This window comes from Bacillus solitudinis, assembly GCF_002797395.1.
Lineage (GTDB): Bacteria > Bacillota > Bacilli > Bacillales > Bacillaceae_D > Halalkalibacter_A > Halalkalibacter_A solitudinis.
This window is the reverse complement of sequence record NZ_KZ454943.1, coordinates 4,011,722-4,037,442: the sequence shown is the minus strand read 5'-3', so window position 1 is coordinate 4,037,442 and position 25,721 is coordinate 4,011,722. Positions and strand designations below refer to the sequence as shown.

The 25,721-nt window shown below is 36.6% G+C and carries 20 protein-coding genes and 2 pseudogenes; 8 read left to right on the top strand and 14 right to left on the bottom strand.

The genetic code is table 11. The annotated features are described in order from the left end of the window. Positions 1-8: 8 nt before the first annotated feature. Both CEF19_RS19655 and CEF19_RS23305 read right to left on the bottom strand, forming a co-directional pair. Positions 9-1,565, bottom strand: coding sequence for a glycine betaine uptake BCCT transporter (locus CEF19_RS19655; protein ID WP_100407636.1), 1,557 nt, complete (start codon positions 1,563-1,565; stop codon positions 9-11). Positions 1,566-2,155: 590 nt separating this feature from the next. Continuing rightward, positions 2,156-2,293 (bottom strand): hypothetical protein, encoded by a 138-nt coding sequence (locus CEF19_RS23305; RefSeq protein WP_157801020.1) that lies wholly within the window; start codon positions 2,291-2,293, stop codon positions 2,156-2,158. A 279-nt stretch (positions 2,294-2,572) separates the two neighbouring features. Between CEF19_RS23305 and CEF19_RS19650 the strand changes: the two genes are divergently transcribed. Next, positions 2,573-3,925 carry an HRDC domain-containing protein gene (locus CEF19_RS19650; protein WP_100407635.1) on the top strand — a complete coding sequence of 451 codons (1,353 nt, stop codon included), beginning with the start codon at positions 2,573-2,575 and terminating at the stop codon, positions 3,923-3,925. Between the two features lie 71 nt (positions 3,926-3,996). Continuing rightward, on the top strand, positions 3,997-4,395 hold the full coding sequence (locus CEF19_RS19645; RefSeq protein WP_100407634.1) for a (deoxy)nucleoside triphosphate pyrophosphohydrolase: 399 nt from the start codon (positions 3,997-3,999) through the stop codon (positions 4,393-4,395). A 145-nt stretch (positions 4,396-4,540) separates the two neighbouring features. Here the strand turns inward: CEF19_RS19645 and CEF19_RS19640 are convergent, their stop codons facing one another. Together CEF19_RS19640 and CEF19_RS19635 are read right to left on the bottom strand one after the other, a co-directional pair. Then, the gene (locus CEF19_RS19640) at positions 4,541-7,693 is read right to left on the bottom strand and encodes a DEAD/DEAH box helicase (protein ID WP_100407633.1); all 3,153 of its coding nucleotides are present in this window, start codon (positions 7,691-7,693) and stop codon (positions 4,541-4,543) included. Between the two features lie 235 nt (positions 7,694-7,928). After that, positions 7,929-8,291, bottom strand: coding sequence for a hypothetical protein (locus CEF19_RS19635; protein WP_100407632.1), 363 nt, complete (start codon positions 8,289-8,291; stop codon positions 7,929-7,931). Between CEF19_RS19635 and CEF19_RS19630 the strand changes: the two are divergent. Continuing rightward, positions 8,274-8,512, top strand: a pseudogene (locus CEF19_RS19630) (transposase); the annotation flags it as partial. The gene CEF19_RS19635 and the pseudogene CEF19_RS19630 sit on opposite strands and share 18 nt — an antisense overlap. A gap of 59 nt (positions 8,513-8,571) precedes the next feature. Here CEF19_RS19630 and CEF19_RS19625 read toward each other — a convergent pair. The 4 genes from CEF19_RS19625 to CEF19_RS19610 form a co-directional block, all read right to left on the bottom strand. Further along, positions 8,572-11,775: a DEAD/DEAH box helicase gene (locus CEF19_RS19625; protein WP_100407631.1), complete on the bottom strand. Its 3,204-nt coding sequence runs from the start codon at positions 11,773-11,775 to the stop codon at positions 8,572-8,574. Between the two features lie 330 nt (positions 11,776-12,105). After that, entirely contained in the window at positions 12,106-13,047 is a 942-nt protein-coding gene (locus CEF19_RS19620; protein WP_100407630.1) for a metal ABC transporter substrate-binding protein, read from the bottom strand. Between the two features lie 30 nt (positions 13,048-13,077). Then, positions 13,078-13,950, bottom strand: a complete 873-nt coding sequence (locus tag CEF19_RS19615) for a metal ABC transporter permease (RefSeq protein ID WP_100407629.1) — start codon at positions 13,948-13,950, stop codon at positions 13,078-13,080. Further along, the gene (locus tag CEF19_RS19610) at positions 13,947-14,693 is read right to left on the bottom strand and encodes a metal ABC transporter ATP-binding protein (protein WP_100407628.1); all 747 of its coding nucleotides are present in this window, start codon (positions 14,691-14,693) and stop codon (positions 13,947-13,949) included. The genes CEF19_RS19615 and CEF19_RS19610 overlap by 4 nt, the downstream gene beginning before the upstream one ends. A 438-nt stretch (positions 14,694-15,131) precedes the next feature. On the opposite strand from CEF19_RS19610, the gene CEF19_RS19605 reads away from it, so the two are divergent. Together CEF19_RS19605 and CEF19_RS19600 are read left to right on the top strand one after the other, a co-directional pair. Continuing rightward, on the top strand, positions 15,132-16,040 hold the full coding sequence (locus CEF19_RS19605; protein ID WP_100407627.1) for a VanW family protein: 909 nt from the start codon (positions 15,132-15,134) through the stop codon (positions 16,038-16,040). A gap of 519 nt (positions 16,041-16,559) precedes the next feature. Then, positions 16,560-18,071, top strand: a complete 1,512-nt coding sequence (locus CEF19_RS19600) for a glycine betaine uptake BCCT transporter (protein WP_100407626.1) — start codon at positions 16,560-16,562, stop codon at positions 18,069-18,071. Between the two features lie 256 nt (positions 18,072-18,327). Here CEF19_RS19600 and CEF19_RS19595 read toward each other — a convergent pair whose 3' ends face one another. From CEF19_RS19595 to CEF19_RS19585, 3 genes are all read right to left on the bottom strand, one after another. Further along, a complete protein-coding gene (locus CEF19_RS19595; RefSeq protein WP_100407625.1) occupies positions 18,328-18,840 on the bottom strand; it encodes a GNAT family N-acetyltransferase in 513 nt (170 codons plus the stop codon). A gap of 344 nt (positions 18,841-19,184) precedes the next feature. Then, positions 19,185-19,499, bottom strand: coding sequence for a hypothetical protein (locus CEF19_RS19590; RefSeq protein ID WP_100407624.1), 315 nt, complete (start codon positions 19,497-19,499; stop codon positions 19,185-19,187). Positions 19,500-19,603: 104 nt separating this feature from the next. Further along, on the bottom strand, positions 19,604-20,023 hold the full coding sequence (locus CEF19_RS19585) for an HXXEE domain-containing protein (RefSeq protein WP_100407623.1): 420 nt from the start codon (positions 20,021-20,023) through the stop codon (positions 19,604-19,606). Positions 20,024-20,258: 235 nt separating this feature from the next. Between CEF19_RS19585 and CEF19_RS19580 the strand changes: the two genes are divergently transcribed. From CEF19_RS19580 to CEF19_RS19570, 3 genes are all read left to right on the top strand, one after another. After that, entirely contained in the window at positions 20,259-20,381 is a 123-nt protein-coding gene (locus CEF19_RS19580) for a YjcZ family sporulation protein (protein ID WP_100407622.1), read from the top strand. Between the two features lie 275 nt (positions 20,382-20,656). Then, positions 20,657-21,502 carry an AraC family transcriptional regulator gene (locus CEF19_RS19575; protein WP_100407621.1) on the top strand — a complete coding sequence of 282 codons (846 nt, stop codon included), beginning with the start codon at positions 20,657-20,659 and terminating at the stop codon, positions 21,500-21,502. 169 nt (positions 21,503-21,671) lie between these two features. Further along, entirely contained in the window at positions 21,672-23,198 is a 1,527-nt protein-coding gene (locus CEF19_RS19570; protein WP_100407620.1) for an extracellular solute-binding protein, read from the top strand. Between the two features lie 184 nt (positions 23,199-23,382). Here the strand turns inward: CEF19_RS19570 and CEF19_RS19565 are convergent, their stop codons facing one another. The 3 genes and pseudogenes from CEF19_RS19565 to CEF19_RS19555 form a co-directional block, all read right to left on the bottom strand. Beyond that, positions 23,383-23,646, bottom strand: coding sequence for a hypothetical protein (locus tag CEF19_RS19565; protein WP_100407619.1), 264 nt, complete (start codon positions 23,644-23,646; stop codon positions 23,383-23,385). 115 nt (positions 23,647-23,761) lie between these two features. Continuing rightward, on the bottom strand, positions 23,762-24,199 hold the full coding sequence (locus tag CEF19_RS19560; RefSeq protein ID WP_100407618.1) for a VOC family protein: 438 nt from the start codon (positions 24,197-24,199) through the stop codon (positions 23,762-23,764). Positions 24,200-24,482: 283 nt separating this feature from the next. Continuing rightward, a pseudogene (locus CEF19_RS19555) lies at positions 24,483-25,478 on the bottom strand (threonine synthase); the annotation flags it as partial. Positions 25,479-25,721 lie beyond the last annotated feature (243 nt).

Here is a 25,721-nt window from a genome sequence, read left to right as displayed (position 1 = left end):
TATATCGTTTACCCAGCTTCCTTAACATCCTCTTCGCTATGTTTCCCATCCGTTTTCTTTCGTTCCATTCTAAACTGACCAAGTCCGAGCTCTTTTGCTTCCAGTTTTAGAGATTTAAGTAAACTGGCTACCATTAATCCCATAATCACAGAAAACGGAAGAGCTGCAATAATCATCGTGTTTTGAAGAGCCTGCAAGCCCCCAGAATAAAGAAGAGCTAGCGCAGTAATTGAGAGAAATACGCCCCATGTAACTTTAATCGGTGTACTTGGATTTTGAGATCCGTTCGATGTCATCATCCCTAAAACAAACGTACCTGAGTCAGCCGATGTAACAAAGAACGTGACAATGATCAAAATCGCTAAAATGGACAACACCATACTGAATGGGAACCCTTCTAACACACCGAAAAGGGATTCCTCAGCAACTAATGAAGAAATCGAAAGCAACCCTGAAGTTTCAGTGACAATCGCTGCACTCCCAAAGACCGAAAACCAGAGGAAACCAATAAGTGACGGAACGAGTAAGACACATACAACAAACTCGCGAATCGTTCGACCTTTTGAGACTCTAGCAATAAACACACCAACAAATGGCGCCCATGCAATCCACCATGCCCAGTAGAAGATCGTCCACCCATTAATCCAGTTACGGTCCTCTTCGTTCAGTGGCGCAATTCGAAAACTCATATTAATGAAGTTTTGCATATAAGCCCCTATCGTATCTGTAAATAAGTTAAGCGTAAAAAGGGTCGGCCCAAAAATAAAGACAATCAAGAAGAGGACAGCCGATAGTCCCATATTCAAATTACTTAAAATCTTAATCCCTTTACTTAGACCCGTTAAAGCCGAAACCATAAATAAGGCTGTCAAAGCAAGAATGATGATCGTTTGACTGGTGATCGCAGTCGGTACCCCAAATAAGTAGGACAATCCCCCATTAATTTGCATCGCACCAAATCCCAACGTCGTGGCGATCCCGATAACCGTAGAAATAACAGCAATCACATCAATCGCCTTCCCAACCGCGCCATCGACATGTTTCCCGATAAGCGGTCGTAAGGTTCGACTAATTAAGCTCAATTCCCCTTTTCTAAAGGTAAAGTAAGCCAGAACCAACGCAACCGACCCATAAATGGCCCACGCATGGATCCCCCAATGAAAGAAGGTGAATTTCATCGCATCCTTAATCCCTTGAGACGTACCCACTTCGCCAGTAGGAGAACTAACAGCATAATGACTAATCGGTTCAGCAGTACCATAAAAAATTAACCCAATCCCCACACCTGCACTAAAAAGCATCGCAAGCCAAGTTGGCCGTGAAAACTCAGGCTTATCATCCGGTTTCCCGAGCTTAATCCGGCCAATCGGACTTACTAATAAATAGAAACATACAAACACAAACAACGAAACAATGACTAGGTAATACCACCCGAATGAATCAGTAATCATCCCTTGTGTACTACTCGTCATCCGCTCTAACGATGCCGGCATCGTAATTCCCATAAGAACAAGACCAGCCACTAAGGCTAATGATATATAAAAAACAATTGAAGCATTCCTCATATTAAAATTTAACTCCCATCTTTGATATATTCGCAGAGGGTCTTACTTCGACTGAGAATAAATAAAATGATAACACCATTATTACAGTACTCTATTGTGAAGCAATACGAATGAAACAAACCCTTAAATTTGCGTAAATTCAGTTACTCTTTTCTCTTAACTACAACATTCTCCATCACGTAAAAGAACCATTGTCCCTCTGTTTGATTATTGGATGTAGATAGATTGAATACGGCAGAAGTATTCAGGAGGTTACGTTCCTAGCTTTCTTAGGGGGGTATTAAAATTATACCAGAATATGTTCAATTAATCACATGCGATATACAAGCTTATGAAGGGCTCTAGTCCTACTACCCCTTCATAAAAGAAGTACCCACTACATTTTCTTCATATAACTATCGGATCCCCTATATATAGACGATATTCGAGAGGAAATTCTAGGCAAGGACAAGAAATACGGTTATGAGAACATGGTTTGATTGTGGATAGAACCACTATGAAAAAGGCGAATGCGGAGGAAGTCCTATGTGGTGGTTGATAGAGGAAATGGAGAATTGCTAGGATTTCTGCTTTGAATTCAGCTACCTTAATCATATGATAAAGACCTTCCGATAGTGAACTGAATCCTTCTTTGATTGGATGGTTCTAGTAAAAGGAATAATAGACATCGCTTGCATTAACTGTTCTTCTTCTGTTTCAACCTGCTCCTCTTCTATATATTGATTCATGAACTCTAATAGCTTTTTTGAATTGATATGTAAGAGGTTCGGCAAGCGACTTGTAATAAAGGATTTGTTTTCACACTGGAAGTTTTCCTTTTCTCCAGTTATTACTTGAAAAATTTACAAACTTTGGTTTTATCAAGGGTAAAACTGAGGATTTATTTAAAAATCTCACCAAAGTTTATCTCAGATTCCAATAATTTGATATAATAGATACTAGCTTTTTATTACTAGGGAAAATATTTCAGTTTTTTATTAATCAAAAATAGGAATGCGAGGGGTAAAATGTCTTTTCTAAAAAAGGTTTTTAATATTTTATCTGATTCAAGAGAAATAAAGAAACCAATTATGATTAAAGAGTTTAATGACAAATCTAATCAAATTGAGCAACTATCCAATCTATTAGAAACTAATAATCCACAAATAGATTCAAAAAAAGTTCAAAATCACCTTAAATTATTTTCGATTGGGCAAACTGGGGAGAAAAGTGTTCTATTTGAACTTCAAAACTCGATGTTGCCCATGCTTATTTTGCATGATGTTTATTTGAAGTATGAGAATTACGAAGCACAAATGGACTACGTATTAGTTACTCATAAATTTATTCTTGTATTAGAAGTGAAAAAACTTTTTGGGAACATACATGTAACGGAAAAAGGCGAGTTTCAAAGGGTCATTACGAAGAATAATAGAGTCATTAATAAAGAAGGCATGTATAGTCCGATCAATCAAGTAGAAAGACATGTGGCCATCCTTGAAAATTTCCTTAAAACTAGAGGGCTTATTACAAAATGTCCGATTCGATATGCTGTCACGTTTGCTAATCCCAAGACCATCATCGATATTTCCAAAAATGCGCCTACCTCTATTCACTCTAATGTGATACGGCACGACCAAATTAGGTCACTTTTAGAAAAAGAACTAAAGAAAGATTCACCAGTCTTTATGCCTGACGCCCCTGTTTATCAAATTGCAGATGCATTAATGCAGTATAGTACAGAAAAAAGCTTTAATCCGGACCAGTACCTTTTAAATGAACCAGAAGCTTTACCAAAAGCTGTAACAAATGAGTCTACACCTACTGAACCTCAAGATAATCAAAGACTGAATAATTTTGATGAGAGTCTGAAAGCCGAACTTATCCAATTTAGAAGCAAACGCTCAAAGGAACTTACAATTAAGCCTTATCATGTTTTCACCAATAAAATATTAGATGATATTCTCGAGAAAAAACCTTCTACCGCAGAAGAATTGCTACAAATTGAAGGGATTGGCCCGAAGAAGATTGAAGAGTTTGGCCATGACATTTTAGCTATTATTTTAAACAAGAGAAATATAGAGTCACAACCTGATTTAGTTAAAGAACAGTCCGCACCTCTGCACATCTCGCCACCAGTCGCTGAAGTTAACGTAACATCAACTGATAAGCTAAAAGTATCACTAACCGAATACCGTACTAAATATTCAAGAAAACTTGGCGTTAAACCATTCTATATCTTTACAAATAAAACACTAGAAGCACTACTCGAGAAAAAACCAAAAACGATTGAAGATCTGCTAAAAATTGACGGATTTGGACCGAAGAAAGTTGAGGAGTTTGGGCAAGATATTGTATTGTTAATTAATAAAGCTATTTAGTAAAAGAGTTTAAATAAACCATTTGTCATACGCATCTGGAAGAGAAACTTAAACCACCAGGAGGACTTCCCTTGAAAAAATCAATAAAAGTAGTCGCAGCCATCATCGAAAACAGTCAAAATGAAATCCTCTGTGCACTCAGATCCCCTCAGATGAGCCTTCCAAACATGTGGGAGTTCCCGGGTGGCAAAGTTGAACAAGATGAAGATATCTATTCCGCAATCACAAGGGAAATCGATGAAGAGCTAGGCTGCAAGGTTGAACCCATCGACCTGTTCGATGACCACACCCATGAATACGATTCCTTTATCATTAACCTACTCTGCGTAGGATGCAAAGTCTTAGAGGGCAACCCACAAGCTAGGGAGCATTCAAAATTAATTTGGTTGAAGAGAGAGAACCTACATTCACTAAGGTGGGCCCCTGCAGATGTACCTGCTGTTGACCGTCTAATCAATCAAAGCAAATGAAGAAACCTGTCCACAGTTCTCTGTTTACTAAAAGCAGTACGATGAGTTGCAACTCATCGTACTGCTTTTAGAAGATGTAGCAACAATAAACATTGCCTCAAAATTCTTCAAAAAGGGGTAAAACTCTGCTTTTCAAAACACTTTCTTACAGAATATTCTTATTTGCACGGGGAACTAGATAAGAAGGCATCTCCTCATGCAATCTCCACACAAAGCTCACCGGTTTGCTTCCAGAGTGCTTTACATAATCGACCATTCCTAAAAAGATAAAGGATGAGGTTAAGCCATATTCTTTCTTATATTCGCGCACGAACAAAGCTAGTTTATGGTCGTTTTTCCGGTGTGAAATATAACGTTTAGCTGTTTCACTACCCTCTGCCACTTTGGATTGCGTTTGCCAGTGAAATAATGTTTCATTTATGGCATAGTCATCGTAAAGAGTAGACGGGGAGAAATCTTTCTCTGACTTATTTAACGTCGTAAAGAATACATCCAGACCTTTATCTTTGAAGTGCTTTACACCTTCTCGAAACGAAGGATTCGCTATTTCATTGAAATACCCTAATGCTGCAAGAACTTGTGCGGTTGAATACTTACTATGAACTTGCAATGGACAAGGGAAATCAAACTCATTTTCAATCTCTATTGTTTCAAGTGATTGATAGAGGAAATGGAGAATTGCTAGGATTTCTGCTTTGAATTCAGCTACCTTAATCATATGATGAAGACCTTCCGATAGTGAACTGAATCCTTCTTTGATTGGATGGTTCTGGTAAAAGGAATAATAGAACATCGCTTGCATTAACTGTTCTTCTTCTGTTTCAACCTGCTCCTCTTCTATATATTGAATCATGAACTCTAATAGCTTTTTTGAATTGATATGTAAGAGGTTCGGCAAGCGACTTGTAATAAACGATTCGTTTTCACACTGGAAGTTTTCCTTTTCTTCAGCTATTACTTTGAATCGAACAAAGCTTCGGTCTTTGCTTTTCCCATAGAAGTCATACAGAGATAGATGATAATGGTTTAAGAAATTGTGTAAAGTTAAATCTAAGCCTGTATCTTGCTCAAAGTATTTCATTTTGGCAATCAAGTTGCCTTTTGTGTTGGCACTTGCTTTGATATTCCTGAGTATATATTCTTTTGCCTGCTTCTCTAATTGAATAAAGCAGCCTTTTGGTAGGTTAAAGAAGCCATTTTCGACGTAATGCTGGATGGAGTGTTTCGCTTTTCCTACTAATGCTTTAAACTTCTCTTCGAAATTATAGTGTTGGTGAGCTTGTCCTACAAAATCCAAGACCGTTAAACAATCCTTTCCCTCTGATAAACGCAAGCCCCTCCCAAGCTGCTGTAGGAACACGGTTAAGCTTTCTGTGGGGCGCAAAAATAAAACCGTATTTACCTCAGGGATATCAATTCCCTCGTTATATAAATCGACAACAAATATAAATCGAATATCACCGTTTAGAAGCTTATCCTGTGCTTCCATTCGGTCCTTTTTATTCACGTCTCCATATAATGAAAGGGCGGAAATACCGCTTTTGTTAAAATAACTCGCCATGTATTTTGCATGCTCAACGGATACACAAAAGCCAAGGCCTTTCACATCTTCTATAGATGTAACGTACTTGTGGATACTTTTAATAATTTGATTCGTTCGTAAATCATTCGATGTGTACACGTTCTCTAACTCGCGGATATCGTACCCCTTTCGACTCCATTTAAGCTTTGAAAGATCGACGGTATCACTCACACAGAAATATTGAAAAGGAGAAAGTAGCTTTTGATTAACCGCTTCAGTTAAGCGCATATCCGCTGCAATGGTATCATCAAAGTAGCCTAAAATATCCTTGCCATCCATTCGCTCGGGTGTTGCTGTCAGGCCCAGAAGTATGTTCGGTTGATAATGATTCAGCAAGCGTTGATAAGATTCTGAAGCCGCATGATGAAATTCATCCACAATTATAAAGTCATAAAAGTCGCTCGATGTGGTCTCATATAATTTCTTACTATTGTAGCTTTGAATACTAACAAATAAATGATCAAGCGACAACGGCTGGTGGTTTCCAACTAACAAGTCACCAAAATTTGCATCCTTCAAAATTCCTCGAAAGGTGTCTCTGCTTTGTCTTAAAATTTCTTCCCGGTGAGCCACAAATAATAAACGAGCTTGCTTTCTATGCAATTGATAGAAGCGTTTATAGTCAAAGGCTGAAATAACAGTCTTCCCGACACCCGTTGCCGCAACGACTAAATTTTTATACCTTCCAAACACCTCTCTCTCAACCTGAAGCTTTTCGAGAATTTCATTTTGATAGTGGAACGGTCGGATATCAAATGCAAAATGAAATTCATTGTTCTCCTCCTGCTTACTCTTTGACAATGCCTGTTTTAACTGTTTTATGTCTTTAATGTTTTCATAATCAAACGTTTGAAATTCTTTGTCATTCCAGTAACTTTCAAAGGTTGCTTCAAACTTTTTGATAATATCAAACGAGTCCTTTTCTGTTATCTTCATGTTCCATTCTAATCCTGAAGTTAACGCCGGATTGGAAAGATTAGACGAACCGATATACGCTGTACTAAAGCCTGTTTCTCTATTAAACAGATACGCTTTCGCATGAAGTCTTGTTCGTTCGACATCATACGAAACTTTTATTTCGGTATTCGCCAACTGACCTAATTCCTCAATGGCTTTAAAGTCAGTAGCCTCCATATATGAAGTGGTAATCACTCTTAATGTACCGCCTTTTTGCGTAAAAGTTTGCAGTTCTTCGATAATACAACGTAAACCACTCCATTTAATAAATGAAACAAGCATCTCAATATGATCGGACGTTAAAATTTCTTTCTTTAGTTCACTAAGCATATTTGGTTCGTAATTAGATCCCGTAAACAAAGAGCTCTGAGATATCGGGGTAACTGGTCTAACAATCTCATTTTTGCGGATACTTTTAATTGAATTCAAACGTGAATACACGGAAGTCAGGACTTCTCCCTCTTCTTCAATTTGTAAGCTTTTGAAGTCTTCATCATCTAACTTTTGACTAAGTAGTGAGATAATCTCATTGCATACTTTGATTTGTTCTAGCAGTGCTTCTACATCGTTACTTTCACTTTCTCTAAGGTACTTGAGCGCGTTTCTCGTAACCTGAGAAATGTATGCAGATAATTGTTTTCTTGCTTCTTCGACATCTAGTTTTTCTTTGCCAAGTTCATATGTATCAATGTCAAGATCGCGGAGTTCAGCGCTTAGTTTCTTAGTAATGATTTCTTCGTAAATTCCTTGTTTTAGCATGGACTGCACCTCAATAGTGTTTAAACTTGGATATAGTACTTACATTGCAAGTTGATAATAGTTCTTTATCCTATGTAGATTTTTACTTCGCTGTTGGTTTATCCATATAAAGACATTCTGAATAATGCTACAGCTTTTAAAAGGGCCATATTTCCCAATAAAATTGCTAGAATTAGAATAGATACAAAATCCAAATTATTTTATCATCCTCTCTCTTTATTATACCCGAATCCTTTTACCCCCTCCGTTCAAAATAACGATGCAATCGGTACTCACAAACCTCTTTCGTCCATCCATGTAACTTTTTTAAATGTTCTTCCTCAACATCAAAGGTTAAAGCAAACGTCTCCCCATCATACGAAATCATTCCTTTTGAACTGTTTGTCCATTTTGTCATCGGCATTTCTGCAACGAGTTTTGCTACTTTTTGCTCGTTATAGTCCCACATTGCTTTTGTGTTCCTAGCAGAAAAGTCAATTTTCTTTCGGTAGGTTGCTGACATGAAATATTCGTGGAAATATGGTGCAACTTCTTCTGGTGTTACGGATGCTATCCATCGCTTTGCTCCACGTGATAGCATGTAAGCGAGAATGGCCATTTTATAGATCGGTTAACTCACGCAAAAAAGCTCGTTGCATTCGTAGTGTTGATCCGAGTGTCTACTCTTCGGAAAAGTTTACGGCTTCCGTCAATCGTATCACTAAAAGAGGATCTTCCAGGCTAAGACATGCCTTATTTATGGCTGTTCAATGTGGGATACGAGACTCTCGTAAGCAGAAAACAACTAACGAGATTTTTGCACGAAATAAAAGACTCCGAGGGTCTTAGTAATGCCTTTGCTTTCTCTATCCCCAAAAAATAACAGCAAATGTCTCTCTTTAGATCATTAAAATTTCTCGGATGTCCTCTTCGGTTAATGTTGTGGAAGCCGTTGTGTTTGAATCGATAATCTCAGCAATGAGATCTCGCTTCTTTTCTTGGAGCTCATTCATCTTTTCTTCAATGGTGCCACGGGCTACAAGCTTAATCACTTGGACGACATTTTTCTGTCCCATCCGATGGGCACGGTCGGCCGCTTGTTCTTCGACAGCTGGATTCCACCAAAGATCATATAAGATGACTGTGTCTGCACCCGTTAGATTTAGTCCCGTGCCCCCTGCTTTTAAGGAAATAAGAAACAAATCTCGTTCCCCCTCATTAAATCGATGACAGATTTCGACTCGTTCATCTGCTGGAGTTTGTCCATCCAGATAAAAATAGGGTTGCCCTTGCATTGTTAGCTCTCTCCCTATAAGCTGCAGCATTTTGGTGAATTGTGAGAAAATCAACACTCTTCTCCCAGCAAGTCTAGATTCCTCTAATATTTGCAGGAGCTGCTCGTATTTTGCTGAACTTCCATTATAACCATCCACAAATAAAGAGGGGTGACAACAAATTTGTCGTAACCGAGTCAACCCTGCTAAGATTTTAATGCGGTTTTTTCGAATCGTATCCTTATCTAGATGCTTTAATGTTTCGTATTGTAGTTTAGCCAAATAGGCTGCATACAGCTTCTTTTGCTCAGGTAGCAACTCCGTTGATTCAAGTGACTCCATTTTTTTCGGCAGCTCTTTCAGTACATCCTCTTTTAAGCGACGAAGTAAAAACGGACGAACTCTTCGGGCAATTGATTTTCTCGGTAGAAGACTGTATTCCCTTAACCCTTGGAATAGTTGTGGGAAGACAACATGATAAATCGACCAAAGCTCTTCTAGTGAATTTTCCACTGGGGTTCCTGACAGGCCAAAGCGATGATCCGCTTTGAGTCGTTTTACAGCTCGAGCCGTTTGAGTAACAGGATTTTTAAAAGCTTGTGCCTCATCAAAGAAAATAGTGTGAAATGTTTTTTTCTCATACCATTTGATGTCTCGTCGTAATAACGGGTAGGACGTAATAACCACATCTATGTCTTTGATGTCCTTTTGTAAATGTTCTCTTTTCTTTTTCGTTCCATCAATAATAATGGCTTGAATCTCAGGAGCAAATTTCTTCATTTCATGTAACCAGTTGTACGTTAAAGAGGATGGGCAAGCAATAAGAACCGGGCGCTTCCTTTTTCGTATACTTGAAAGCTCTGAGACGATAAATGTAATACTTTGCAATGTTTTCCCTAGTCCCATATCATCGGCAAGCACCCCGCTAAATCCGTAGCTTGCAAGTGTTTTCATCCATTTATATCCTTGTTTCTGATAGTCTCTCAAAATGGGATCTAGGCTAGGCGGAACTTCAAAATCTAAATGGCCTGGGTTACGTATATGATCAAGAAACTGACGAAACGATTCTTTTACTATGAAGACTTCACTCTCATCAACATCATCGAGGAACTTCAAGCTTTCAATAATCGGCATATTCAAACTAGCTTCAAAATTATCATCTTGAATCGGGACTGCCTTCAAAAAGCGTTGAATTTCTTCCATTTCCTTCGTCTCAAGCGAAAGTAGTGAACCATTTCGCAAGCGGTAATATTTTCGTTTTTCCTCAAGTGCTACTAAAATTTCTCGAATCTGATTATCAGCGATACCGTCCATTTCAAATTTGAATTCTAACCAATTTGTTCGTTCTTTTTGAACCTTCACTCGAATCTTTGGATGGGCATTCTTTCTCACGATACGCGTTCGAACAGCCGTAGTTGCATAAATTTGGACGAGCTGCTGCAAATTTGGAACCACATGATACAAAAATTCATATTCCAATTCTTCATTTTGCATATAATACCCGCCATCTGTTTTAGAAAATCGGCTTTCCTCCATGAGCTGAAGAATTTCCTCTTCCTTTTCAAAATCTCTTATCATCATAGGTCCTGTTGGAATATCTCTATTTTCTAATGGTTGAATCACCATATTGTCATATTGAAACTCGAGTCCCGCAAGTAAACGATTACTCACGCGATCTAAGAAAAGCTTTGCCACAAGTGGTGTTTTCACAAGCTCCTGGGATAGCGCTCGCGACAGTTTAACCTCACCAATTTTTTTTAAGCCTGGTACAATCTTTTTTAGAAAAAAATCAAGTTGTTCAAGAGGGATCGGAATGTGATTCGTACCAGGTGATGCTAGCATTTTCTTTAGTTCAAAGAGTCGTTCACAGTCTTGACCTTCTAACCGAAAGATTTTTCCCTCACATAAAACTGAGCGATAGGCATTCAACACAATCATTCGCTCAAACCCTTTGATTGTCAATTGGCAGTCTTTCGCATTCGTTTCTTCAAACGTAAATCGTAATGGAGGTGGCCCGTCCACCAATTGGAATTTCTCAAAAGAATGGCCATTGTGTTCAAGTGAAGCCAATGGGTTCTTAGTGAGTAAAGGAACGATCCCCGCCCATGATGATGGTGACATCAGTAAGGTTTCCGTACTTGTCATGTCGTCTAATCGGTTTGGTAGTGCTTCTAGAAAGGACTTTTCATCATGAACCACGTTAATCAGCTGATGAATAATGGCATTTGACTCAACTAAAAAGCAATGCTGGCTTGGGTCATACATAAAGTCAGGAGATAATTTACTAGGTTCCCCTTGTTTTACGTTAATAAGAAAGCCTCGAATATTCTGTACCTTCGTCTCGCCAATCTTTATTTCTATTCCAAATAAGTACTCACCACTCCCAATCTGAACTGGTTTACATGTAAACATAACATCCAATACTTTTCTTTTTTCAAAATGAAGCTGATGACTACTTTTTTGAGCTGGCTTATCGTTAAAGAGCGTTAGTAAGCCTTCTGTTAGCTCTCCATTCCTTTGGCCTTCTATACTGATAGGAATAGTCCCTTCACGTTGATGCTCATAAATCGCTAGTAAAACCGCTGCAATATGTTGGCAGTCCTTTTGATAATTTGCAAGCGTCGGACAGCTGCATTTTGTTCGAAGCTCCCCTGTTGGATTTTCAATGGTGACATGAAAGTCTTCTGTTCCACTAACGGTCGCTTCATAACTTCCAGGGCTATAATAATGAAATGTTACCTTATTCGCACGATAAAAAGAGTCTCCTCTTTTGAAGGAGACGGTACCGCACATTTCTTTTATCATTTTGTGATTGATTTTTATATCCATGTACTCCCGCTCCTTCCTTTCTATCTCGAGGGGGTCTATATATAAAGTCTGTACTGTTTTTATTCAACTTTTTTTCTTCCCATTTTATCATACATTCTCTATTCAATCGAACCATCAGGGACTTTATGCACTTAGTAAATCTGCAATCTATTCTTCGATTCGCTTAATTATTTTCGCAGGATTCCCATCCCTACTACATTATCTGTCCATCCTTGGTTACCACTGCACCCAAAGCGATAACGAAACTAGACATCAAAAAAACACACCTTACGCTAGGGTGTGCTTTTTCGTGATATCTTTTTAGAGCAATTTAAGGGAGTTATATGGTATTTACTCCTTATTCAATCCATCAATAATCACATTAATATTAGATTCCATCATTTTTATATAGGTATCCCCATCTGTCCCTTCTTTCCCTAAAGAATCGGTATAAACCGTTCCTACAATCGGTACACCAGTTTCTCCAGATACTGTTTCCATACTACGACGATCAATACTCGTTTCGACAAACAAAGCAGTTACTTCCTTATCACGAATAAGATCAATTACAGCACGTATTTCTTGTGGAGAACCTTGATTTTCAGAATTAATTTCCCAAATGTATCCCGTCTCGATCCCGTAAGCCTCTCCAAAATATTTAAAAGCCCCTTCACTTGTAATTAGAAAACGTTTCTCTTCATCGATAGTCGCTATTTTTTCAATTGTTTTTTCATGCAATTCTTTTAGCTCGTTAATATAGGTTTCCGCATTTTCCGTGTAAAAACTTTCATTTTCTGGATCTACTTCAATTAAGGCATCGCGGATATTTTCAGCATAAGTCATTCCATTGCGTAAATCGAGCCAAGCATGTGGATCCGTTTCTTCCTCTAACCCTTTAGACTCTAACAATATAGGATTTACACCTTCACTTACACGATAAACAGGTGCTTCCGCATCACCTTTCCCTGCAACCTCAGTTAGTTTACTAAACCAACTATTTCCTTCCTCTAAGTTTAATCCATTATAAAATACAACATCTGCATCCGTTGTTTTCTTTACATCTTCTGGTAATGGGTCATATTCGTGCGGATTAGAACCGATAGGAGCTAAATTATAAATTTCCGCTTGCTCTCCTGCTACATTTTTGGCTATGTCATAGATGATGGAATAGGTTGTGACAACTTTCAATTGATCAGCTTCACCTTGTTCTTGACTAGTTTGTTCACTTCCACACGCTCCAAGTAAAAAAAGTAAAAGGAATGTCATACTGGATAATAATTGTTTTCTCATCATTTTCTCTCCTTCTTTCTTGTTGTTTATGTTTTAATTTTTTATAAGTAACTTTTTCTTCTTCTGAGTGCGTAACGTTCGCCATAACAGTCCTTGTTTAGGAGAGAAGAAAAAGGCGATTGCAAACATCAAGCTTGCTACCACAACAATAGCCGGGCCTGAAGCTAAATTATACGTAAAGCTATAATAAAGCCCAATAATTGATGCAGTAACGCCCAAGCCTGCTGCTAAAAAGACCATAAGCCATAGCCGATTTGTCAGCAGATAGGCAGTTGCTGCGGGCGTAATTAACATGGCGACTACAAGAACGATTCCCACCGTTTGCAAAGAGGCTACCGTTGACATCGTTAAAAGTGTCATTAATACATAATGAATGAGTTTATTAGGTAAGCCATAAGCTGCCGACATCGTAGGATCAAATGTAGTGACAAGTAATTCTTTGAAAAATAAATAGACACAAAGTAACACAATGACTGTCACAACAAACGTCATCCACACCTCTGAGATTGGGACGGCAAGCACGTTTCCGAATAAGATATGATACAAATCAGCACTACTTTGCATAAGAGTAATCAGGATAATCCCTATCGCAAAGGCGGCTGTAAACATAATCCCAATCGATGTATCATCTTTAATTCGGCTATTCTGACTAATATATCCAATCGAAATTGCGACAACTAATCCCGTGAGAACAGCACCATAAAAGATATTAATCCCCAGCATGTAAGAGAGGGCAACCCCCGGAAGAACAGCATGTGAAATCGCATCTCCCATCAAAGACATTCCTCGCAAAATGATAAAACAACCGATCACACCACAAACGATTCCCACCATAATAGATGTAATCAATGCTCGTTGCAAAAACTCATATTGTAAAATAGATTCGTAGAAAGCGATCACACTCATGACACTGTCATCCCCATTTCATCTAAAAAGGATAATTGTCCCTGATAGGCTTTCTTTATTACTTCTGGTCGACATACCTCAGCCACAGTCCCATACTTAACTAGTTCCTGATTCAGCAACAGCAATTCATCAAAGTATGAATGCGCTTTGCTTAAATCATGATGGACGACTAATACGGTTTTCCCTAAGTTTTTCTGCTCACGTAAAATGTTAATGATCGTTTCCTCACTTGACACATCGATCCCGACAAAAGGCTCGTCAAGAAAAAAGAATTCCGGCTTTTGTGCTAATGCCCTTGCAACAAAAACTCTCTGCTGCTGCCCCCCGGATAACTCCCCAATTTGACGCTGACTGAACTCTTCCATCCCCACCTTCTTTAAACATTCGTAAGCCCACTCTTTTTCGCGTCTCTTTGGACGCTTAAATAAACCAAGGTTCGGATATGTCCCAATTACGACCGTATCAATTACGGTAATTGGGAAATCCCAATCAATATTGCTACGTTGAGGAACATAGGCAATTTTTTTCCTCATTTCATCAATTGATCTGCCTGCAATTTTTATTTCCCCCTTATCTCTAGGAATTAAATTCAACAATGACTTTAATAACGTCGATTTCCCCGCTCCATTTGGACCAATGATTCCAACAATTTGCCCTGCCTTTGTAGAGAATGATATATTTTTTACTGCTTCATTCCCGTGATAGGAAACATATAAATCTTGAACTGTTAAGATGTCGCTCATTGTCTTCCCCTCCTTAAAATCGGTAAATGATTAGCATGAAGCACACAATCTTTCCTTAAGGCAACTTTATAATAAAAAAAATTGTTCTCTTAGGATACCTAAAATCAAAACATGCAATTGCGTTAATAAAACAAACTTGTACAGAAGAATTTGTTTTTCCTTAAGGCAACTTTTAATACCATTATATTCATTCTCTCTCTAATTTACAACCCTAAAATTTTTTTCTATAAATAAAGAACGTCAAGATCGAACGTCAATGCCTTTTTCTGTGAAATATAAAGTTTATATTAAGCTTGAGTGGCTTTAAAAAAGATGGTGAAAATCTCATTTATCAACATTTAGATTCAGCCTTTATTGTTTTTTTTGTACTTACTTTGGACTTTTTCACATGAAAGGCTCCCTCCTTACTCATAATAATAGGAGGAGGTGAGACAGCTAATGGTACAGATTGCTTTAACAATGCTCATGCTCTTTTTTCCTTTTATTGAGATATCTGATGATTTTACTGTCATCCATGATGGTAAGACCATTGCCAGTGTTCACAGATCAGAATTTATAGCAGACGTAATCGGTAAGGAAATGATTGATATAGATAAATATGATCAATTTCTACAGCAAATTGATCAACAAACTTATCAAGCCCCAGTGAATGCTAAGCTAGATAAATATGGAAATATCGTCTCTGAGCAAGTAGGTTATAAGCTTAATCGTCAAAAATTTAAACATTTCTTTTATCGTTATTATTATGGACGAGGACATAGCGAGATTGAAGTTCCGCAGCAGCCCTTACCCCCTCGAGTGGATAGTGAACTGTTAGCAGAAATTCGTATGAAGCGAATTGGACAATATGTAACGTACTTTAATAGTCGCAATAAGCAACGCTCTCATAATATTTCTCTTGCATCAGAAGCCATTAATAACCAAGTTGTCTTTCCTGGAGAAGTCTTTTCCTTTAACAAAATTGTTGGGAAGAGAACAAAGGAAAGAGGGTATTTACCTGCTCCGGTGATTGTCAGAGGCGAGTTATCAGAAGGAATTGGCGGTGGCATCTGCCAAGTGTCCTCCACTTTGTACAATGCTGTTGATTATGCTGGTTTGGAAATAGTTCAGCGGTATTCTCATAGTAGACGTGTTCCTTACGTTCCTCGCGGGCGAGATGCAACAGTGAGCTGGTATGGACCAGATTTTGTCTTTCGTAATAAGCTAAACCAACCTATTCTAATCCAATCTAAAATTTATGGCGGACAAATGATCGTCTTAATCCACTCGTCTGAGGCGATTGAGTCCAGTCAAAGAAATATACCTAGTGCACCGAATAAACTACCTATAGAAATTAAAATTGAATAAATTATTTACACTAAATAGAGTGTCTGACCCCAGTGCATAATCTACGGCTATTTTCAAACGAATTCTAGCCATGTTATATGCTAACTAGTTGAGGTCAGACCCTCATTATTTTATTAATCGCTAAGCTTTCCAGGTATTCGTTCGCTCCCATCCTCTCGTTGGAGATTCTCTTTTCATACGGAACGTAAAAAGTGTTTCAACCTCTTCCAGACTAGGACATGCCTTATTTATGGCTATTCCATGTGGGATACGAGACTCTCGTAAGCAGAAAACAACTAACAAGATTATTGTACGAAATAAAAGAAAATGTTGACCAACTATTAGCTGGTTTAGTTTAACAAGGTTTTTTATTTCTACCCCTTGTCATTTGCTAACACAATATAGTCAGCTCTCCCTCTTTAATCACGTGATAAAAGATATTATCTAAAAAAATCAGGTTAAAGATTAGCTACTTTTACATGAATATCTGTAAAAAAGAAAACACTAATCTATATCGTTTTACAAATAGGGGGTCCTGTAATGAAACCACGTTATTTAGTATTTTACATTTCCATATTTATACTTACCTTGCTTGTTCTAACTGGAATTATTATTCCTAATATATTAGAGAAGATCACTTTAACTATTCAAGCTTTTATTTCGGATATATTTGGATGGTATTATCTAATCCTAGTCACGATTATTCTTGTTATTTGTCTATATTTATTAATTTCACCTGTTGGAAGAATTAAGCTCGGAAACCAAGATGAAAAGCCGGAATTTTCTAGAACCACTTGGATCGCAATGTTATTTAGTGCTGGAATGGGGATAGGGATTGTTTTTTATGGAACGTCAGAACCAATCAGCCATTATGCCATTAGTTCTCCTACTGGTGAAGTTGGTACCAATCAAGCTATAAAGGATGCACTTAGATTTACTTTTTTTCATTGGGGGATTCATGCTTGGAGTATTTACGCCATAGTGGCTCTTTCCATTGCCTATTTTCATTTTAGACATAATAAATTAAGTTTAATCAGTGCAACTTTACACCCGATTTTCGGTAATAAGGTGAACGGCATGATAGGAAAAGGGATTGACACCTTTTCTGTATTAGCAACTGTTCTTGGTGTGGCAACATCGCTCGGATTTGGTGCAGTTCAAATCAATGGGGGTTTGGCATATTTATTTGACCTATCTACAAATATTTGGATGCAATTTATTATCATTGCCTTTGTTACAGTTCTATTTTTAATATCGGCATGGTCTGGATTAGGTAAGGGAATAAAAATATTAAGCAACACTAATATGATTTTGGCCGGTGCTTTACTTTTACTTATGTTTGTATTTGGTCCAACGTTATTTATTCTACATTTATTTACTGATACGATTGGGACATATATTCAAAAATTACCACAGATGAGTTTTAGAATTGCCCCTTTAAACGAAGACATTCGTGGATGGATTACTGGATGGACAATTTTTTATTGGGCCTGGTGGATTGCATGGTCACCATTTGTTGGGATCTTTATTGCCCGTGTTTCTAAAGGAAGAAGTATTAGGGAATTTGTTTTTTTCGTACTACTAATACCTTCAATCGTTGTTTTTTTATGGTTCTCAACTTTCGGAGGTTCCGCAATTTCACTTGAACATAACGGTATTACTAAAATATCAAGCCTTTCTGCAGCTGAATCGTTATTTGGTGTCTTGTCGCATTATCCATTGCCTCTCGTAACATCGATTACGGCAATAGTGCTTATTGGGTCATTTTTCATTACATCTGCTGACTCAGGAACATATGTATTAGGTATGATGACAACAAATGGCTCACACTCACCTGGTAATAAAATAAAATTCACATGGGGGATTTTGCTCTCTACAATAGCCATTGTGCTTCTATACACGGGCGGTCTTCAAGCATTACAAAATATGATGATAATAGCAGCTTTACCATTCTCTATAATTATTGCTTTGATGACCATCAGCCTATTGAAAGCTTTACGCGAAGAAGCAAAACAACTTGGAATAGGTCGCATAAAAAAGAGAAAGGCATAATGTTATAAACGACATAGTTGCTAAGATTATGTCGTTTGTCATTTCAAAGAATTAAGCTCTACTACCACAATAGTAAAATAAGCGTTTCTGCTGGCTCCAGAAACGCCGTTAACACAATAAGAAATGTACAGCAGATGAAATATGCGTAATAAATAGAGCACTACTTGACATGTATTGATATAAAACAATAGCTAACATTACATTGACACACCAATACATATCATTCCAATTATTGAGGGTTTGAAATTCGATTTCCTCATTTCCACTCCTCTTTCAAAATAGCGTAATAATACTCATCCCACCATTCATTACCATTTGGAATACATTTTTTAAAAAAGCCTTCCCTTCTCATTCCAATCTTCTCCATAACTCGATATGATGGAATATTCTCAGGTTGACATGTAGCTATTATCCTATGTAAGTTCATTTTTTCAAAACCAAATTCCAAAATGGCTTGAGCTGCTTCATATGCATACCCTTTATTTTGGTAGATTCGATTAAATATCCATCCGATTTCATAAGTATGATCGCCGAAATATTTATGAAAAACAATGTGCCCGATAGTTTTATTTCCGTCTATTGTGACAACAGGAAATTTCTCAGCATTATCACCTATGTTTTTATTTACAAACTTTTTTGTATCTTCTTCAGTAAAAACCCCTTCTGGCATATATTTCATAACGTCAATATCTGATGTGTATTCATAAACAGCTTCCCAATCTTTGAATTCAAATTCACGTATCAATAACCTTTTTGTTTTTATGTACATTAAACTTTCTCCCATCAAATTTTAATCCTTTTATCTTTGTGTTGATAATAAGGCAAATAATAATCTCTAAAACTACTCTTCCTTCTTCATACAGATAGGTAAGGGTTACTCATCCACTGCTAACCTCACAATTTGGTGATATACACATCTCTATGTATAGCAGGTGTAGGTCCGTACATTCAGAAGTTCGTCAGCTTACCCCATTCTTATATGATAATTAAGCATTCTCACCGTATTCATTCAACTCAAGCATCACGATTTACACCACCCCCACAGCGTATTTGCTTATTGTAGATACTCTCACTATAGTTTAGTGCACCCTTTCACAAACAGGAATTTACATCCTAATTTGCTGTTCTGTGACGATATACATTCAATGTAATTGCATTTAATATTATAGTTACAATGAGAAGTATTGCTGAAGCGAATGCCACGGCATACATTGTGTCCATAAGAGCACCCCAATCTTCAACCGTTACCTTATGATAGGTATAAAAAATCTGGAAACATAGCGAAATACTGCAAGCACTGATGCTTATAATCGATAGAGCAATCCAATTTTCATTTTCCTGTTTGTTATCTCTCGTTAGATTAACAATAGGAAGTATCCAAGCCATTAGTCCAAGCACTAGACTTCCAAGATTAAGTAAACCAAACATATCCCCAATCCCCCTTTTGAACTTTTTGTTAAGTAATTCTGCCATTTATCCACAAATTGGAGCCCCAGTTAGTACAACAGGCTGCGAATTATATTCTCACTTAATTATGTTAATCTGTTTAACAAATAAATAGTATAAGGAGTTACTAAAAAGATAGCTGTATAAAGACCAGGGGTATATGTTTTTAATAACCATGTTTGCACAACATGCGCTACATTGTGTATTAATACAAATATCAAAAATGATAGATACATTATCGAACTCCATGAACTTTCTAAGTTTTCGATTTTAATGAAGGTAATGATAGACATTGTTAAGAATATAAAAACATCTCTCTTTGCAAAGGAATAAGAATTAACATTCCAAAATTGCCAAATTTGTTTACTTATCCAATTGCTGTTACCTTTTATTCTGCTTACATTTTTCATCGCCCACTTTTCAACAGCTATTATTTCTTCAAAATCATGAAGCATAAATATTACTACAAATAACCAGATAGCATTATATAACTCAAGCTGTAACATTCATTTTTCTCCCCTACTTATAGTTGGATATAAATTTGTTGCTTTCAATTAATCGTCAATAATCATCTACTTTAACTTTTTTAACCTATCTTCTTAAATAAACCTACCTCTTTAGTTTAACATTAATTTCCTTTTGTTTGGCTATTTAGGGTACGTATCCAAGCAAAAGGTTTCTTATCAACATACATTGTAATTGTGAGGTTATCTTCACTAAAAAAATTAAGGAGTTGTTCAAATGAGTGGTGCAGTAGCTGGAGCAGGATATGGTTATGGTGGAGGATTTGCGTTAATTGTAGTGCTTTTTATTCTTCTCATAATTATCGGTGCTAGTTGGTCTGGCGGTTACGGAGCTTACTAAAAAATATCAAGGAACCTAAAACAGTGTTTTAGGTTCCTTTTTTGAGTTTGGTTCTAAAGGAAGAATACCTAATAAATCCCTTCCTTTTTCACCTTTTTATGAAGGAATTAATTACATTTAGGAGAATGGTACAATTGTGACTAACATAAAAAATATTTAATAAAAGCAATAGTGAAGAGGTAAGATTTCGATGAAGTAAGACACTTTAACCAAGAGGCACAGTCCTCAATATCAAGTCATTTCTGATATTACTACTATAAAAGGGGGTAAATGAATTGACTAAACAAATCAGTATTTCACATCGTGATCGTTCCTTTTATTTTCACTTTGAAAATAATGGACCACGGAAGGGAATGGAACTTTTTCATTTACATAATGATTATGAAATCTATTTTTTGCTCGAAGGAAAACGAAAGTATATTATTAAACATCAAGAATACAATCTTGATGAAAATAGTTTAGTCTTTATTAATAAAAATATTCTTCACAAAACATGTGGAACCGGATTTAAATATAAACGTTTTGTGCTAAATTTCTATGAGTCCTACGTTTCGAATGAAGTTTCTTATTTAATAAATCTTTTATTTGAAAATGGTCCAACAATTCTTAACGTACCAAACGACCAGACACAACCTTTTCTCGAATTATTAAAAGCTATTCAAAAGGAATATGTAACCGATCAACTGGATAGCTCTTTATATATTCAATCTTTATTGACTCAACTTCTCATTGTTAGTAAACGGTTGTATTATCAACAAAGTGCATCCTTATCTACAACTAGGGAGAATACAAGTGTAGATAGTGAATTGATTTCTTCAATTATAAAATATATTCATGAACATTTTAGGGGCAATTTGCCTTTGTCTAGACTTGCTCAAACATTTCATTGGAGCGAAAATTATCTTAGCCGTTTATTTAGTAAAGGAACCGGGTTTAAAATAATTCAGTATTTAAATACTATACGCATTATTGAAGCGAGGAGACTACTTCGGGAAACAGAAATTAAAGTAAATGATGTTGCAAAAAATATTGGATTTGCAAACCATGGACATTTTTGTCGCGTCTTTAAAAAAGAAGTCGGGCGCACCCCTACTCAATTTCGGGAAGACAATAAAAGATAAATTGGAGTTGATTTACTTTCATATGCTCAAAAGGCTGGTTTTGTTTTCTAAACTGAAAAAATGTTAATGAAAAGAATGAAAGGGAACAAAAAATGTGAAGGTTCACATGATAAGATTAATTTAACATTTAATTAAGCAATTATTTTATTAAATTTAAGGAGGATGATTGATGGTAAATTTTAAAAGAAAAATCACATTAGTAGTATTTATTTCATTTCTGTTTGCAGTTGTTGTTGGTTGTTCAAATGAAAGCGCCTCAAATGCTAATACTCAAAATGAAAACGTTTCAATTGAAAGCAATTCAGATAAAAATGAGGTTTTTCAATTTTCACTAATGGCTAATTTATATAGCCCATCGGTACCAAAGGATAGAGTTTTGAAGTTGATCGAAGAAAAAACAAATACAAAATTAGACATCCAGTGGGTTCCTGATAACAATTATGAGGAACGCTTAAGTACTGTATTTGCAACAAATACACTACCAGATGCTGTATTTTTAAAGAATCAGAATACATTTTCACAATACAAAGAGGCTATAAGAGATGAGCAGTTTTGGGAAATCAGTACATACATGGATGAATTTGAAAATTTAAGTAAGTTGAAAGAAACAGTTTTAAATAATACTCTCGTTGATGGAAAACTGTATTCCTTGTATCAAGGTAGACCATTATCTAGACAAGGTTACATTTATCGTAAAGACTGGGCCGACAATCTTGGTTTATCCGAGCCAACGACTACAGATGAATTTTTTGAAATGGCCCGTGCCTTTACAGAAGATGATCCTGACGGAAATGGAAAAGATGATACTTTTGGTGTGACAGACAGAGGCGATTTAGTTTACGGAGCCTTTAAGACAGTTGCTTCATGGTTTGGTGTTCCTAATAATTGGGGCGAAAAAGACGGAAAACTACTACCAGAATTTATGTTTGATGAATATAAAGATACCATGGACTACTTTAAAAGAATGCATGAAAATGGATACATTAATCAAGATTTCCCAGTTACAAGTAGTATTGACCAAATTGCGTTTATGAAAAATGGTTCTGCTGGTATATTTGTAGGGAATATGCAATATGTAGGGACCCTTTATAATGATGCAGTAGCATTAAATCCTGAAGTGGAATTTGGTGTTAATAATTATGTGGAAGGACCGAATGGTGAGTTTGGGATTTGGTCAATTCCTGGTTATGGGAATTTAGTTTTATTCCCTAAAAGTTCAATCGAATCTGAAGAAAAATTAAGAAAAATACTAGGATTTTTTGATGCTTTAATGACGCCAGAAATAGCAAATTTAACTCAATGGGGTATTGAAGGCGAACACTATTCGGTAGAAGATGGCGGTGCTGTGCCATCCAAGGAACTGGAAAAATTAGATGCCGAGGTAAGACCATACACATCGATTTTAATAGGAGAGCCCGAAACGAATGGAAGTTATGAAGGAATTACAGATTATGAAGTAAGATCAGAATCGAATGAATTAGTAAAAGATAATGAAAACTACTTAATTAACGATCCAACAACGACTCTTGATTCAGAAACACAGACAAGTCAAGGTGATAGATTATATAATATTATTTCAGATGCGACTTATAAATATATATTAGGGCAGATTGATGAAGCTGGATTTGATAAGGCAATAGATGAATGGAAAAACGAAGGTGGAGAGATGATCATTGAAGAATATAATGCTTCTTAATGAATCTAAGTCATTGTGTAAAGAGCTTCATTGTCCTAGTAACTTATCAATAATTTTAAGCATCTACTGTCTCTTGCCATAATTAAAGGGAAAACGGTGCCTAACCTCCTCTACTGTAATGTAAAGCAAAACTGTGTAGGTTTAGACACTTAAATTCATTAAAAAAATAGAGGCTGGGTCAAAATTATCTACTATTTTGACCCAGCCTCTTATCTATGTACATATAATGGTTCATTATTCTAATCTGTTCTTCCGTTATCTTTTCTTTAGCCCAGCACATATGCATTAAGCTATACTCAAATATCTCTTTTAATTTTGGCTCTGTTACATCCTCTTGGTTGCTAATCGCATACCGAAACCTTTTTTCCCCTTCAACCGTAAAAATTTTTGCCTTTTGCTCACCTACATAAACTTCAGAAATCATTTCGTCTATGATTGTATTGAACAAATGACCCCGTTTCGCTTAAGAATATTTCTCTACAATCTCAAACAATAATAATATATATCCAGTATTGTTGAACAACTTTGATTACAAGTTACCCTTTACTATGAATCACCCTTAATTAGTTGATTTTCTCCGCCAATTCCAAAATAATTCCTTCTGGCCCACGAACGTAGCATAATTTATAAGCGTTTTCGTAGTTTTGTATCTCACCAATAAGTCCTGCGCCTTTCTTTTTCAATTTGGTAACAAGGGCTTCTATATCTTCAACAGCAAAAGCAATATGCCGGATACCGAGAGTATTTGCCAAAGGATGCTGTATGCCATTTTCATCTGATGGCGAGTGAAATTTTACTAGTTCTATATTCGTGTCACCATCTGGCGTTCGCAACATGACAACTTCCTCTTTAACGTCTTGAAGCCCTATTATCCGCTCCACCCACTCGCCTTCCACTTCTCCTTCCCCCAGCATTTCAAGACCAAAGTCAAGAAAAAACGCTTTCGCAGCAGGAAGATCATTGACGATTATCCCCACATGATCTATTCGATGGATCTTCATATCCCATACCTCCTATGTTCCTAAATTTATCACTTATATCTCCTTAAGATTTCTTCTCTATTGCTTAATAGTTTTCCTCTTTAACAAACTGGCCCGATTGTGAAAAATCAAGATAATGATTATGATTGCTACTTTTTGCTTGTTAAACTAAAGCATCCGTTACTTAAGTGGCATTCTTCACAATCTATAACCTTAAATATTTTATCCTTCTAAAACCCGTACTAACAACGAAAATTAAAATATCCACAAAAAATAGTAGGCTACCACTAGGTTATTCTCGCAGTTATTTTGATTTAATACCTGCACCACAAAGAGGTATGATTATTTTTTCTTCTGGTGCCTTTTTATACTTGATGTAGCCAGCATAGTTTACTGCTGATGTCACTTCCACATAAAATCCTTTCTCACTCAGTTTAACTCGTGCACTCAGAATCTCATCTTCTTTAATATCAATAAACGTACCATTGGTATTACGTACAGCTTCTAAAATTTGTTTGGAACGCGCTGGTGCAGCAATAGCTATCCCTTCCGCTAAAGTACCTCTATTCGTAACAGGTTGTGCTGATTCCTCCCCGGTTTGGTAAGTTTTCACAAGAGGCGCACAGTTCTCCGCTTGAATGGCAACGATTTTCGGTATTTTATCAATTAATTCATTTTCAAATAACTCTTTAAAGCCATAGTACGCACCTAAGAGAAGCGTACCGTTTCCAACCGGAATAATTAAAGCATCAGGCGCACCATTTAATTGTTCATAAATTTCATAGGCATATGTTTTCGTTCCTTCATAAAAATAAGGATTATACACATGACTTGCGTAAAAAACTTTTTCTTCGTCTACTGCTTTTTGTGCCGCAGCTGCAATGTCCTCTCGTGTACCACGAATCTCTTTAATCGTTGCTCCATGGGCTTTTATTTGAGCGATCTTTTTCGGTGAAGTTTCATCACTTAGATATATATCACAGGCAATGTTACAACGTGCTGCATAAGCTGCAATCGCCGTTCCTGCATTACCACTACTATCAGCAATTACTTTTGATACCCCTAATTCTTTTGCCTTTGTCATCAAAACAACGGCTCCTCGATCTTTAAAGGATAATGTAGGCATCATATAATCAACTTTTACATACGTATTTGGCTCCATACGATCTAGAACGATTAAAGGTGATTGACCTTCACCCATTGTCACGGATTCCCATGTCTTAGAATCTTTTGCGAATGGCATGGTTTCAAAATAACGCCATAATGAGTTTGGATAGTTATTCCAAGTTGCAATATCAACTTAATATGCACCTTTATTTGCACCCAATTTTGTAACAAATTTAAATGGCTCAATTCATACGAACCGAGCCATTTTTTTATGTTTATTAACTGTTTTTTTGTTCAACTAACGCACCCGATAGTTTAAGTGTATTATTTCACAAAGTTAGCTGTTAGATAAGGTTTGCTGCGCATTATATTTGTACTGTTCAGTACCAATACTTTACTTTCTAGTTTTTATTTTCCAACTTTTAAATAATAAAAT